This window comes from Burkholderia vietnamiensis LMG 10929 (assembly GCF_000959445.1).
Classification (GTDB): Bacteria; Pseudomonadota; Gammaproteobacteria; order Burkholderiales; family Burkholderiaceae; genus Burkholderia; species Burkholderia vietnamiensis.
Genome location: NZ_CP009631.1, coordinates 2,610,330 through 2,624,468 on the forward strand (window position 1 = coordinate 2,610,330; position 14,139 = coordinate 2,624,468).

At 57.7% G+C, this 14,139-nt stretch carries 8 protein-coding genes; 4 read left to right on the forward strand and 4 right to left on the reverse strand.

The genetic code is table 11. The annotated features are described in order from the left end of the window. Window positions 1–118: 118 nt before the first annotated feature. Window positions 119–376, forward strand: a complete 258-nt coding sequence (locus AK36_RS21790; protein ID WP_011884572.1) for a hypothetical protein — start codon at window positions 119–121, stop codon at window positions 374–376. A gap of 568 nt (window positions 377–944) precedes the next feature. Here the strand turns inward: AK36_RS21790 and bamC are convergent. Beyond that, entirely contained in the window at window positions 945–2,156 is a 1,212-nt protein-coding gene (gene bamC, locus AK36_RS21795) for an outer membrane protein assembly factor BamC (protein WP_034195588.1), read from the reverse strand. Between the two features lie 1,047 nt (window positions 2,157–3,203). Between bamC and AK36_RS33220 the strand changes: the two genes are divergently transcribed. From AK36_RS33220 to AK36_RS21800, 3 genes are all read left to right on the forward strand, one after another. After that, window positions 3,204–3,413, forward strand: a complete 210-nt coding sequence (locus AK36_RS33220) for a hypothetical protein (RefSeq protein ID WP_126220149.1) — start codon at window positions 3,204–3,206, stop codon at window positions 3,411–3,413. Window positions 3,414–3,531: 118 nt separating this feature from the next. Continuing rightward, window positions 3,532–5,229, forward strand: coding sequence for an arylsulfotransferase family protein (locus AK36_RS31540; RefSeq protein ID WP_224383387.1), 1,698 nt, complete (start codon window positions 3,532–3,534; stop codon window positions 5,227–5,229). A 729-nt stretch (window positions 5,230–5,958) separates the two neighbouring features. Further along, window positions 5,959–7,359, forward strand: a complete 1,401-nt coding sequence (locus AK36_RS21800; protein WP_158348957.1) for a tyrosine-type recombinase/integrase — start codon at window positions 5,959–5,961, stop codon at window positions 7,357–7,359. A 329-nt stretch (window positions 7,360–7,688) separates the two neighbouring features. On the opposite strand, the gene AK36_RS21805 is transcribed toward AK36_RS21800, so the two are convergent. From AK36_RS21805 to AK36_RS21815, 3 genes are read right to left on the reverse strand one after another with little or no spacing between them, the layout of a single operon-like run. Continuing rightward, complete coding sequence (locus tag AK36_RS21805; RefSeq protein ID WP_045579157.1) at window positions 7,689–9,932, reverse strand: DEAD/DEAH box helicase; 2,244 nt, start codon at window positions 9,930–9,932, stop codon at window positions 7,689–7,691. Then, a complete protein-coding gene (locus AK36_RS21810; RefSeq protein WP_045579158.1) occupies window positions 9,904–11,202 on the reverse strand; it encodes an ATP-binding protein in 1,299 nt (432 codons plus the stop codon). The genes AK36_RS21805 and AK36_RS21810 overlap by 29 nt, the downstream gene beginning before the upstream one ends. Next, a complete protein-coding gene (locus AK36_RS21815) occupies window positions 11,199–13,928 on the reverse strand; it encodes a tellurite resistance TerB family protein (RefSeq protein ID WP_158348958.1) in 2,730 nt (909 codons plus the stop codon). The genes AK36_RS21810 and AK36_RS21815 overlap by 4 nt, the downstream gene beginning before the upstream one ends. Between the last annotated feature and the right edge of the window lie 211 nt (window positions 13,929–14,139).

The window sequence follows — 14,139 nt, forward strand, 5'->3', positions numbered from 1 at the left end:
GCGAAAAGCCGAATCCGGGCAACCGGGTTCGGCTTTTTTGGTTGTGCTGCCCGCGCGCTGTGCTAAAGTCGCGCACCGAAATTTTCCACCCGTACGCACCGCCGGTGCGGAGGACAGCATGAGCAACATTCAACTCGACATCGAGTGGACCGAAGCAGCCACTCGCCAGATCAAGCAACTGATGCCGCGCGGTTCGGCCGATGCCTTCCTCGCGCTGCCGCCGATCGAATGTCTGCCGATGGAAGGCGACGTGCTTTTCCTCGGTCCGCAAGGCAAGCAGCAACCGTTCATCGTCGCAGAACGCCAGTATCACCACGACGGCGATGCCGACTGGACGATCATCCTGATTCTCGACGTTCCCAGCGCGTCGCACTGATCGCGCGCTGTCGCGGGTGGCACTCGCGCCGCCACGCCATCGCCGCGCAATTGCGCGAAAACGGCGAGCACGGTCCGCTGCCGCTCGAGCCGCAGCGCAGCGGCCTCCACCGTCACTTCTGCTGCCAAAAAAATTGCCCGCGCTTCAGACGAAGCGCGGGCAAAACCGTCGCCCTACGAGGATAGGCGACGGGGCCATCGAGATCCGCGCGCTGCGCAGATCATCATCGAATGCGCCGGCGCTCGTTGCACCGGCATATGCGGACATCGACACCGTTGGTCGGGCGCTCGCGACGCACGCCCGGCATCTGACGCCATCCTCCCTGCCCTAACGATTCCAACTTATAAAGCAGGTTGCATGCCAAGCGCGATTTGTCGCGCACACCATTGATTTTTAACTGAATTCCGGAGCATACGGAAACGATGTGGGCCATCGCGTCGCCGTAACGCGAGGATGTTACGTAACATCCCAACAGGCATCGGTCATGGCACGCATGCAGGCTTGCGGCGCGCGAACATAAAAAAAGCCCGCCGAGCGGCGGGCTTTACGAGACGGGATCTCGCGACGATCAGCGCAGCTGGTTCACGAGCAGCGCCATGATCTGCCGCGCCGGCGACGACGTATCGATCGCACCGGAATCATCGACCACGGCTACTCGCGTCTGGTCGGGCGTCAGCGCCTTCACGTTCACGCGATACTGCTTCGCCTGCTTTTCCTTCTTGCCGTGGAACAGCTGGCTCCAGAAGCCCTGCTCGGCCGCGCTCAGATCCTTCGGATCGACGTACCGGACGAAATAGAGGCCCTTCGTGCGGTCGCGATCGTCGACCGTGAAGTTCGCACGATCCAGCGCCAGGCCGACATGCAGCCACGACCGATCGTACGGCTCGCCGAGCGTGACTTCGGACGGCACCGTGCTCGTCTCGACGTCGTTCGCCTGCGATGAAGTGCGCGCGACGTTCTGCGCAGCGATCGCCGCAGCCGCGGCCTTCGCTGCGTCGGTATCGGCCTTCTTGTCCTTCACGACGACCGTGTTGTCCTTGATGTTGGCGATCGGCGGCTCGCCGTTCTTCGCCCGCTGCTCGTTCTGAGCGAGCACCGCCATCAGGCGCTTCAGGTATTCGGCCTCGAGCGCGGGATCGTTCGGCTTCGCTTCCCACTTGCTCGAATCGTTGTTCGCGCCGGTGATCGCCTCGCGCATGCCCTTCTGGCTGATGAACACGTAGGTGCCACCGTTCGGCGCGGTATCGAGGCGGGTGCGGTACTTGTTGCGCTCGGCCGTCACGTAGGAATTGCCCATCGCCTTCGAGATCACGCTGCGAATCAGGCCGTCGTTGATCTGCGGGTGGGTTTCGTTCCAGTCGGTTTCCATCACGCCCTTGTCGCGCTGATCGACGACCAGCAGGAAACCTTGCTCCTGCCAGAAGCGGCGCACCTGCGGCCAGATCTCGGCAGGCTTTCTGCCGTCGATCACGAGCCAGCTCTCGGTGCCGTCGCGCTGGATGTGCATGCCGCTGACGGCCGGTGCGACGGTGTCCGTCGGCGGTGCTGCCTGCTGCACCTGGTTGAGCGCGGACAGGGAAGTCGCGCCGCCCTGGGGCGGCAGCGAACGCTGATCGGCCGTCTCGTCGAGCATGTTGGGCGGCACTGCGAGCGACGCTTCCTTCGATTTCGAATCGCTCTTGTAGTCCACTTTCGTGGGCGACGACGTACCGCAACCGGCGACGAGCGCGCCGGCGGCGAGCACTGCAGCGAACCGCATGGTAAGACGAAGATCAGTCATGTTCGGGGAATCCTCTTCCGCTAAATCACGGCGCTTTCCGTGGATCAACCTTGCATTTTACCGGGGCTGCGCCGGGCTGTGCAAAAAAGGACCGACAAGAAAGAACCCGCGTCGGCTTGAACTGACGCGGGTTCTTATCTGGTCGGGGCGAGAGGATTTGAACTTTCGGCCACCCGGCCCCCATGCAGGCCCCAAGTCATTCCCACCGCATCCCCGCCGATCCACTATTGCACACTTCTTTGATTTTAAACGACTAATTGACCACTCCGAGCTCAATTGGGGCCGCTAGAATGCACAACGGACCTCCGAAATCGTGCGGGCAAATGTGGGGGCAAAAATTTGTTCCTCGCGAAGAAAGCGACGACGGGACTCACGAGGAGAGAACGGCAACACCGACACCGGCCGCCGACCGACGACGTCTTGCCGACGGACAGGGAATCTTCGGCATCGTCCGCGCCGGTTTGAACGGGATCTCCGTGCGGTTTTCACTGCGCGCCCGATCGACCGGGGCAATTCGAGAGATCCGGGAAGCGCGCGATAAGGCGCGAGCCCACATCGGTTCAGGCGAAGACCCGCTGAAGCGAAGACGAATCGGTAGACCTAAAAAGGAAGCCCACATTGAGGCCGATGCCGTTGCCTTGGAGCAGAAACTGGCGCTCCGCGCCGCGCCGGACGCGCACTCGAGTCGTACAGCGACCCGGCCGGCTTTGCCATGACCATCCGCCACTGGCGGTTCGAGCACAACGATGCGCGAGGGCAATCTACCCTTTCGGCAAGGGCGCGCTGACGCTTGTCGACACCGCGTTCACCGGTAACTGCGCGATCTATGATGACGCGGCGCTCGCCCTCGGGGGCTTGATGGCAACGCGTGAGCGTTCTTCCCCCGTCCGCAACGAGGCCGCGCGCGACGGCGCTGCAGCTTACCGCGGACTACGGTTCGCTCGTGTCGTTCGACGCGACGCGGTTCCAGTCCAACGGGGCGCGCGACAAGCGGCCCCCGTCTACATGATCAGCCCTGCATCGCAGATGCGAGCGACCAGCGTCACGATGATGAAGAGCCTGTTCCGGGGCAGCAAGGCTCGCGCCGGCGCGAGCATCTACAACCTCGACGTGGGTACCTCGCGGTCGCGGACAAGGAGTACCCGTCCGGCTCGCTTTACCGGCCGAAAAGCTGAAGCAGGCCGTCGGGCCTTTTCGTATCGCGAGTTGGAATTCGTTTCATTCGATACGGTGCGCGTGGCAATGATAAGCGCCTGATCTATCAGGCGCTCGACCGAGAGCCCGCATGTGGCGACAGCGATGGGCCGATGGCAAAACGGGGCGGTCAGGCGGCTTGCGTACGCGTCGCCGTCATGCATTGGACGCTCCGATTTTCATGAAAACACTGAAGGGGGATTCAATGAGACGGAAATATTTTCACCAGAAACTGACGCACCTGAATTGCAAGATTAAAGATATTGGACGGGCGGCATTGCCGGTTTTATTGTCGACTGCGATAACCGGATGTGGTGGTGACGACAATGTCACATCGCAGGTTTTCTCGTGTGCCACCGACGTCTATCCATCGAATACCGGGGCTACCACGCCAGCGCCCATTCTGGCATCCCCTCAAGTCTGGAGCTTTGTTAGCGCGCCAAATCTGCACCCGATGAAAGTGAATGTCAATTACTCCGATCCCGTGCGGCTGGCCGAGGGATTGATTTTCAATTCACCTTATACGAGCTCGAATACCGCAATGTATGGGCAGAATGGCGCGTTAATTGCCGACAATGCCGGAAACCCGGTGTGGTTTAACGCATTGAATAGCGTAAGCCTGATGAATTTTGATTTTCGCGTCCAGCAATACTTTGGCATGCCGGTTTTGACTTTCTGGCAAGGCACCGTTGCTACGCCGCCCGCCTACACCAACTTGCCGTCCGGCGCAGCAGAGCCAGGAGCATGTTATTACATCGTCAATAACCGTTACCAGACAATAAAAACCGTCTCCGCACGCAATGGCTTTGTTGCCGACAATCACGAATTTCTGATTACGCCGAACAATACTGGACTATTCCTGGCAACCAAGGTGGTTCCCATGGATTTGACGCCATATGGCGGACCGAAAAATGGGGCAATCCACGATTTTTCCATTCAGGAAGTAGATCTGACCACAAATGAGTTGGTCTTTTTTTGGGACGCGAAGGACCACATCGCGTTGGAAAGCTCGCATCTCCCGGCCTCGACTGCCACCGCCACCAGTAATGTCTGGGACCCTTACCACCTGAATTCATTGGATCTTGTGGCAAACAATAACAACGATATCGTGTTCTCGGCCCGCAGCACCTGGACGGTTTATCGCCTGCACAAGCCCACGGGTGAATTTGTCTGGAAGCTGGCTGGAGACGGAAGCGGAGATTTCAAGATTCCCGCGGGTAATGCGCAATTTTCATGGCAACATGATGCCCGCTATATCTCCGATAATGTAATCAGCATGTTTGATGATGCTTGCGATGATTGTTATGCATCAATTCCGCCAGGAACCGCACCTTCACATGGCCTGGTGCTGAATCTCGATTTCAACAACATGGTCGCAACGGCACAGACGTCGTACTACCACAATCCAAACCTCTTCTCCTCCGCGCAAGGAAACACGCAATGGCTGGGAAACGGCAATAAATTTATCGGCTGGGGGAACGGGTATTACACTGAATTTGCGCAGCCCGGCAACACTGAATTAACGCCTGCGACCAGCACACTGTATGACGTAAAAATGGCTGGCGACAACATCTCGTACCGGACGTATCGGCAGGCGTGGGTGGCTACGCCATATTATCCGCCAAGCGTAACGGTCGCATCTGGTGACAGCGGCCCGGCCGTATATGCTTCGTGGAACGGTTCAACGGAAACGAGATCTTGGCAAGTATACGCCGGTGCTGCCGCGAATAATTTGAGACTCATAGCCAGCAGCGCGAAAACCGGTTTTGAGACGAAAATCCCCTTGACCGGGAATAGCTATGCTTATGTTCAAGTCAAGGCGATCGACAACGCTGGCGCAATTATCGGGGTCTCTGATATTAAAAATATATTCAAATAAAGCGGTTATTGGAAATTCCGGTCCTCAATAAGTGGATCCCCGGCAGAATCTGGCAACGACGCCGCAAGACGCAGTAAGCGGCGACTCCTGCCGCGGTCGGCATGGACGCGATGTCAGCATCGGTGTGATCGCAGTGAGCACCGCACTGGTGGCCGGCGCGCGGTCAGTGAGGCAGCCGTTCTGACTGTGCCGCGGCCTGCTGCTGCAGGGCGAACTGAACGACAGCAGATTCGGGACGTCGGTCCACACCTCCGCCAGAGAATCTGCCGGATCGACGAGTCGAGTACGTGTGAGCTGCTCTGTAGCACGACATGACGCTCACCGAACCGCTTGCGTCGACACCGAGCGATGGCCGCAGACCCAGAGAACGAAACGGCACGGATGCTTCGCGCCCGCGGACAATTCCCCGCGGCTCCCCCGAAAGCCATCCGTCTTGCGAAGCAAACCTTGGGCAAAAAATCCGCCCCAAATGGAAAAGGCCTTACAAGCATTGCTTGTAAGGCCTTGATTCCTGGTCGGGGCGAGAGGATTTGAACCTCCGACCACCTGCACCCCATGCACTTTTTTGTCGCATCCGTCGAGTTCCGCTGGCGTCCGAGAAAACACCCCAATGCATTGATTTTAATGCTTATTTTCTCAAGAACTTGCCCTAGCAATTCCATTACAATACGACCCAAGCTTCCGGATCTGTGGGGGCAAATGTGGGGGCAATTTCCCCCGGAGGTTGCAATGAGCACGCTCACCACGAAGGAATTGCAAGGGCTAATCCCAGCTGACAATGGCCGTCGCCTGTCCGATGGACATGGTGTTTTTGGTGTGGTCCGTGCCGGGGTGAAGGGCATATCGGTTCAATTTTCATTGCGCTATCGAGCAGGCGGCGGCGTCCGCGAGATCCGTCTCGGTACCTTTCCGAAGGCGAGCCTGCGCCAGATCAGAGATGCCCGCGACCGTGCGCGTGCACGCATTAGTTCCGGGGAAGATCCGCTGGAACAGAGACGCATCGAAAGGCTGAAGAAACTAGTCGACGTGAACGCAGAAGTCCGCACCCTCGAGGACAAGCTCGCGCGTAGGACGTTCAAACAGCGATTCAACGAGTGGGCCGACTCCGCCTTGCGGAAGCGGGCAGACAACGGACAAGAAGTCCGTCGAGCATTCAAAAAGGATGTCCTTCCAGTGATCGGCGACATCGCGATGGAAGACGTACGCCGCTCTGACATCATGTCCTCACTGGACGCGATTATCGCGCGAGGCGCAAACCGGCTCGCCAACCGGACTCTCACCGATCTCAAACAATTCATCAAATGGTGCCAGGCGCGGGAGTACGTTTCCGCCAATCCTCTGATGATGGTCTCAAAGAAGGATGTCGGCGGGACAGACGCCGAACGAGAACGAACCCTTTCCGATCACGAGATCGGCGCCTTTCCGAAAGCACTGGAGTCCGCGAACTTGCCGGAACCCACAAAGCACGTATTGATGTTGATCTTGGCGACCAACGCACGCGTGGGCGAGGTCATTAAGGCACGCAAGCGCGACATCAACCTTGAACTTCGGACTTGGCGCGTACCAATTGAAAACGCGAAGAACGGGGATGCACACATTGTATTTCTGTCTGACTACGCCACAACGCACATGAGCGCACTCTTTCACCTGTCCAACAGTAAGGAATGGCTGCTACCCGCCCGCCGGCACAAGGACAAACCAGAAACGCACATTGACCTCAAAAGTATCACCAAGCAGGTAGCCGACCGTCAGTTAGTCTTTTACGAGCGTGGCGCACATACGAACCGAACCGCTAAAACGAATTCCCTCGTTCTCGGCGACGAAAAATGGACTCCGCACGACTTACGGCGAACAGCCGCCACCTTGATGCAGGCGACGGGAGTATTGCCCACCGTGATCGACAAGTGTATGAACCACCGCGAGCAGAACCGCATGAAACGCATCTATCAGCGGTACCCATATACGGTCGAGAAGCGCGCCGCATGGCACCTGCTGGGGGCACGACTGGACCAACTGACGGGCCTGGATCGATTTGCAGAACGAGCTGAGCATGACGGGGCCACGGAAATGAGGGAGCACGCCATGCAGGCTGCCGCGATCGACGTCTCGACATCAGAGCCGGGGGGATAGGGCTCGCACTCTTTGGCGCCGGTGTGGAATCCATACGTAAGCGGCCAGCCAACCCGTCTGAGTTTGGCCGAGGCGCTTGGACATGCGTGCTGGTTTCGACACGGCCTTGGCGCGTGTGGTCACCGCACGTAGACCTCCTCGGAGACCACCCCTTCGAGAAATGGCGGCATCGACCGCTTTCGTGTCATCGTTGTTGTTCTCTTGCGCCCGTGGTTCGTGGCAAAAAATCGGAGCCGTGCACCGGCAGGCTCCGAAGGAAGAAATGATCGAGTGGGCGGTCACGAAATATCCGCCCCCTGGCATTTCTGCCGCTTCGTGCCTGTCTTCGCTTACTCGCCATCGCAACAAGCACTTCCGAGCTCACTGGCGAAAGCCAACGCGCCATCAATATCCAGATGTGTCGACGCGAACGCACGCCGCCTCACTTTTTCAGGTAGCGCCCAATCCCATTTCTCTTGCTCGAGATTTTCAATTTTCCCGAGCGAATCCAGGGCTGTCGTCGCATCCCATTCACCGATCTCCCCAAAGACGTTGACTAGACGGTCAACGTTTCCGTTGGTAACGCTGACGACCACACCACCGTTGAAGGCATCGATTTTGTGGGCCTTGAGCAGCAAGACGAGTGTGTCGTTAATCCAGTCACCGCGCCAAGTAGCGATGTGCACTTCCGCTCCTTCCGATATGAACGTGGCGGAAGCCAACGAGGCATCAGCATAGTAGCGACGTGCCTCTTGCAGCAGTTCACGACCTCGTGCGTCCAGAGTGAGTTCCGCCTGGTCACTTGCAAGAACGCGCCGCATTTCGCGCCGAACTTCGTCGTGAACCATTGCACCGTAGCCGTCAAATTGTGGCGGCGCACCACCGTGGTCAGGCAGCACATAGATGGTCTTGTTTTCCTGATCTACTTCCTGGACGCGCCAGCGCCGCCCAGCAAAAATCAGCCCCTGTCCGATTGTCAGTGGATGTGCTACTGGCAGGCTCCCGAGTTGGCGCCCTTTGGCAATCAGTCGGAACTCCTCGTCAGTCGCAAACGCGGAATAGAACTCATAGTGGTTGACCAACTTCTCGCCCGCCTCGCCGTGCAGCAGCAGGCCGTTCGACGACTGCACAATGAGGTCGAGCTTGCCAAGATGAAGCAGAATCTCCGTGAACGTCTGCTTATCGATCGCGTTGAACGTGCCGCTCGCAATCAGGCTGCTCCATAGATATCCTGCAGTGCACCCTCCGCGTTCAGCGATGATTGAAAGAATCTGTTGTACGAGAGTCGATGCATGGAGGCCGCCGATTCGTGGTGGCTCGAACCATTTCCGCATCAGCAGATGCACCATAGCGACCGACTGAACCAGACCTTCGCGTATCCTGTCCGAAAAGTCGGACTGCGGTGTTAGATCGGACTCTATACAGTAGCCACGGAGGATGGATGGTTCTCCTTTGCGGCGGCCGGATCGACCTAGACGCTGACGCAGGCTCGCCACCGAGGGCGGTGCCCCAATCTGCGCAATACTCTTCACTGAGCCAATATCGATTCCGAGTTCAAGTGTAGTCGTGCAAATGGCGCTAGCCGGTCTTGCACCTTCCTTCAAAGCTCGCTCGGTGTCCTCTCGTAGTTCCTTCGAAAGGCTTCCGTGGTGAGGCCAGAATTCGTTGGGATACGCGTCGCGCTCGCACGCGCGGCGCAAAAGATCCGCGTACGTTTCCACCTGTCTGCGGCTGTTCGGAAATATGAGATTGTTAGAGCCGCGCAACGACGCATAAAGCTGATTCGCAACGTCAACGGTACTTCCTGGGAGCGCATCCTCAAGCTCCGGACTTTCAAGATCAGGTTCGCGCTCTACGCGTGGCGGTCGATGCACGAAGCCCTTGATTAGGACCTTCAGCTCCTGAGTGGTACTTTTTGACTCAATGATGCCAATCGTCGACTCGCCACCCGGACGCAAGAACCGCGCGGCGAGCTGCATGTCCCCGAGGGTCGCCGATAGGCCGACACGTGGCACTGCATGACCACATGCACGTTCAACGCGATACATCAAGGACTGAAGCTGCTTTCCTCGCTCGGAGCCGATAAAAGCGTGCAATTCGTCGACAACGATGTAGCGCAGAGAAGCGAATGTCGCCTCCATGGACGACCCGCGGTTGACGAACATCGCTTCTAGGGATTCGGGTGTTATCAGAAGAACGCCCGTCGGATTCCTGAAAAATCGCTGCTTCTTACTGCTGGAAACATCACCGTGCCATCCGACAACGGAAATCTCTAGCTCCTCGCAAAGGCTATCCAGCCGAGACCACTGGTCGTTGATGAGAGCCTTAAGGGGACTAACGTAAAGAACTGATCCACTGCACGGAGACTCGCGCAGCAGGTTTGACAAGATCGGAAGAAATGCCGCTTCAGTCTTCCCAGCCGCTGTTTGGGCCGCAATGATGATGTCTCGGTCGGCATTGATTAGCGCAGGCACCGCACGCTCCTGCGCGTCGCGCAACTCAGTCCACCCTTCTCTCCAGATCCACCGGCGAATCCTTTCGTCGAGAAGGTCAAAGCTCCTCGAATCAGCCGAGGCGGAAGCTGGCGAATTCATCGTCACCCTCGGTCGCCACGTCACTCATGCCCCCGGTGTCTTTCTCGACTTCGAGCGCGCCGATCAGTTGCTGCCATTCAGCTGTTGGATTCTGTTCGAGTACGGCCAAGAGATTGATGAAGGCGGTAATCGTAGTTCGTGGCGTGCGAAAATATTGGTCGCCGAGACGCATCGCGCAATGAGCCATGAAAGCGGGAATAGCTTCGGCCGGCAGTTGCGCCTTTGCCTCGTCGCCGAACGCATGCACGAGGCGAATCTTGTCCAGCAGAACATAGAAGTCTTCCGGCGTAAGACTGGCAAGCCGGATGACGGGGCCCGTGTAATCGACAAGCCCGCTCGTGGCGAATGTATTTTCTGCGAGTCGCGACTGGAGAGCCGTATAGCTGTAAAGCCCGCGTTTCGTGTCCAACAGAAATTCAGGCGTGCCACCGAGGACGAATCCGAGCCCTTCAGCAGAACCCTGAAGAGAGTCGTTCAGGATCCTCAGGATTTGTTCGTAGTTCGCGTTCCGTGCCTGAACGTTCGCGAGCTTGTAAAGATTGACCAGTTCATCGAGGCACACCAGCAGCCCGCTGTACCCTGCAAGTCTTACGAAACGTGCCATTAGCTTAAGTTGGTCGTAGACCGACGCATCATCAATGATAGTGCGTACGCCCAGCGCGGCACGTGCATCCGTCTTCGTAGTGAACTCACCTCTCAACCAGCGAACGGCATCACCCTTGAGCTGCTCATTTCCCTCTTCAAACCCACGGCAATATGCGGCGATGACGTCGGCGAAATCGTATCCGTTGACCATCTCGGTCAACTGGTTGAGCTGAGCACGAATAGCCTCTTCGCTCGTTCGCCCTGCTGCCTTTGCTTCGGTTTTTGCTTGGCCGATGAATTTTTCGACGATGGCCGCCATGGCACCGCCATCAGCCTTCGTACGTGTTGAGATGTTCTTCGCCAGTTCAGCGTACAACGAGCGCGCCTGCCCGCCCGACGCATGCAATCGGCGGTCGGGATTCAGGTCCGCGTGGACCGTGACAAGTTTTTTCTCCAGGGCAATAGCCCGCACGAGATTCAAGAAAAACGTCTTGCCTGCACCGTACTCACCGGTCACCACGCGGAAACTCGATCCGCCATCGGCGACGCGCGCGATGTCCTGGATCAGGGCATCGAGTTCTTTCTGACGACCCACCTGAATCAGGTGTTGTCCGATTCGCGGAACGACGCCCGCGCGGAGTGACTGAAGAACCGCATCGCGATCCTTGGGACGAATTGTTGTCATGCTGCTAACCGTTGTGCAAGTTCCTGATTGATTTCGATTGGGTCGTCCCCGTCAATGAGCGGTTCGTCCCAGTGATCAAGCGCAGCCTCATTGACCTGTTCAATGGCGCCATCTAGCATCATTTCAAGGTCAGATGCAGCATCGACCAACTCCGCGCGCGTCCATTTCGGCCTCGTCAGCAGCAGCCGAAGGAACGCCGAGTGAGCATCGTCCATCCCGAGCAAGCTAAAGGACTCTGACTTCGTTGCCAGGGCAGCGGCGTGATCCGAAACTAGCTGGGCGCCCGACTCCTCGTCGGCAAACACGCCGGCCAACATTGCGGATACCTTCGCAGTCTCCTTTTGGAGCGCTTCGATTCGAGCGGAATCAAGTGTGAAGGTCGGCTGCGACGACACAAGCTTCAACGTAGGTGCGTTGGTGTGCGCTTGCGACAAGCTTGGAGAACCAACAACGGCATTACCGTGTAGATCCCTATATAACTGCTGCGGGTCGAGTCCGAGCATCTGGTACACTTTTTCTAGCAGCTTGACTTCCGCCGGCGACACAACACCGTCCGCGTTTGCGGTCTGGATCAGCAGCGTTGCAAGGGAACGCTTCGCGTCCACCGATAGTGGCTCAAGCCGCTTTTTGAGGCTTGCCAGAGTCGGCGGTTGTGCGATCTGCACCTGCACACGTGCTTTGAGCCGATCCTGCTGACGTGGGGCCATCTGCGACCAGGATTCAATCTGTCGATAGATGAGATCAATTTCGGGCTCCGTCGCCGCCCCATCAGCCATCGCGATCGAAGCAGCCATGTCCACCATCAACGCTAGCGTGAGATATGTCTCGTCCGCCAGGTTTGTGGAATTGCTAGGTGGCGTCGTGTACAACGCCACAAAATCCGTGTTCTTCGGTGTGCGCCCCGAAATTCGCACATCCGGCTCCATTGCTACGCCGGCTTCTCCAAGCACGCGAGCGAGGGTCGCCAGCTTGTCGCGCGTGAGGTTCCCTGCTGCCTTAAACCGCTCAAACAGATTTCCGAAAGTTGTCACGACGGTACTACTAGCGACTGACGTGACGAGTGTTTCGAGTTCGAGTCGAGCACTCTCCTGCCAAAGCTCAACCGGGAGTAGGAGGGTGCTTTCCAGCGTACCCTCTGCGTCTGGGTTCCGCCCCAAAAATCTGCTGTAAGCGTCCAGTGCATCGGTGCACTCGTACACCAACTCCTGTAGCTTGTTTCTCGGGCCGGTCACGGCCGTGAGATCGGGCAACGAGGTAATGTAGTCGGGATATTCAATTTCGCGGAGCGCGTAGAACGATGTGGACGCAGGCGCTCGAAGCTTCGTTTTGTTCACGGGCAGTCTCATCCCGTCGCGATACTTCTCAACGTACTTCCTCTCGAACAACTGACGGAATTCGCGGGCACAACGGGTCACCGGCGTACGCTTGTTGACGGCACCGTCACCCAACACCCACGCGAGGGCCCACTCGACAGGAACGGGCGCTTTGTCCACCGACGCCTGGCCGAACGCTACGCGTATGCTAAGTGGCACTTCGAATGTGTTGCTGATTGGGCCTGGCCTCTGCTCATACTGCCGCCTGGGATGCACCGAATGCACGGAGATGAACTCGAGCAGATTGTCGACAGCGCTCGTGGAAAGCGTGTTCGAATATACAGTTTTCAGACGCAGCAGCTCAGTCGCGATAGCATCGAACTCCCCCTTTTCGACGCGGCCCTGCATCCCATCCACGAGAACACGGCGTTCGAGTCCGTGGAGGTAGAACTGTACGAAGCCTCGATGCAATTGCGGATCTGACCGGTCGGATGCCAGCCATTGGATATATGTTCGTCGATGTGCAGCAGAAAACGAGTTGTAACTCAGCCAGTAGTCTTCGGGACCAACCGAGCTTTCACTCCCTTTCGCTGCCACGTTCGAATTCGGAACAACAGCGCACGCATCGAGGCCTTGGTACCCCTCGCCTCGTCGCGGTGTACCGAGAAAGAACATACCCCCAGTAATCGTTGTTCCGGCAATGTCCACAGCCTCGCCGCGATTGATCCAGTGAACTTTTGGCGAAGACTCGACGCTCGGGGGCGCGATCCGATAGGATGAGCCAGTTGAATCAGATGACAGTGTTACTGTCAAAAATTCCTCATCGTGCTCTGGCCGGGTCTCTAATGTAGCTTTCGGCATAACCTCCGCCGGCCCAATAGATTGCGACTCCGCCGAGCTTGTGCTCATGGAGTTCGTTGTCGGGGGCAATTGCTTTTTCTTTGTAAGGGCGGAAATGCTTACACAGACAAGGGTGAACACCAAAGCGATCGTCCAGCTCCCTTTCGGGGCCACAACGATAGCAATCAATAGGGCCATGACGAGCACGCCCACCCCAGCACCCGACTTTTTTGCCTTGCGGCTCATAGTTTTGGTCTCTCGCTTCTTCGAACTCAGCCGCCATCCGGTCAGGCAGTCCGATTGGACGATTATATTACGCTGGAATATGCGTCCTCGGGCATCGCGTTCGAAATCAAACGGCGGCTCCCTTTCGAAGGTTCTCCTCTTCGCGATGAATGGTTCGGCACACACTAGAGGGGGAGAGGCACACGGAAAATCGACGCTGCACGCGTCGGTTAGCGGGAACGCCTTGATATCGAGTATCGGCCAGCAGATCCCGACAAGCTCAACCTGCACTATGCGAATAGCGCGAGCTGCCACTATCACGCGCAGCGCAGCATCGAAACTGGACATGATCACGCGACAGGACATGGTCTTGCACTCGCCTGCTGCTGCGCGCTGAAGTAGCGTGGGGACGACTGTTGACTGCGTCAAACCGGCGTTTCCGTACTCCAGCGCCCGACTCTTGCGATTCAGCGGTACGCACCTGACGAGGACTGGCACGCTTGCCGAACTTGAAATTCCCTATAGCTACTACAGACTTTTTGATGCCAATGTCTATTAT

Excerpts from the sequence above, each read along its gene's own strand:
- AK36_RS21790 (WP_011884572.1), top strand. The coding sequence starts at position 119 with ATGAGCAACATTCAACTCGACATCGAGTGGACCGAAGCAGCCACTCGC.
- AK36_RS21805 (WP_045579157.1), bottom strand. The coding sequence starts at position 9,932 with ATGAATTCGCCAGCTTCCGCCTCGGCTGATTCGAGGAGCTTTGACCTT.
- AK36_RS21810 (WP_045579158.1), bottom strand. The coding sequence starts at position 11,202 with ATGACAACAATTCGTCCCAAGGATCGCGATGCGGTTCTTCAGTCACTC.
- AK36_RS21800 (WP_158348957.1), top strand. The coding sequence starts at position 5,959 with ATGAGCACGCTCACCACGAAGGAATTGCAAGGGCTAATCCCAGCTGAC.
- AK36_RS21815 (WP_158348958.1), bottom strand. The coding sequence starts at position 13,928 with ATGTCCAGTTTCGATGCTGCGCTGCGCGTGATAGTGGCAGCTCGCGCT.
- bamC (WP_034195588.1), bottom strand. The coding sequence starts at position 2,156 with ATGACTGATCTTCGTCTTACCATGCGGTTCGCTGCAGTGCTCGCCGCC.
- AK36_RS33220 (WP_126220149.1), top strand. The coding sequence starts at position 3,204 with ATGATGAAGAGCCTGTTCCGGGGCAGCAAGGCTCGCGCCGGCGCGAGC.
- AK36_RS31540 (WP_224383387.1), top strand. The coding sequence starts at position 3,532 with ATGAAAACACTGAAGGGGGATTCAATGAGACGGAAATATTTTCACCAG.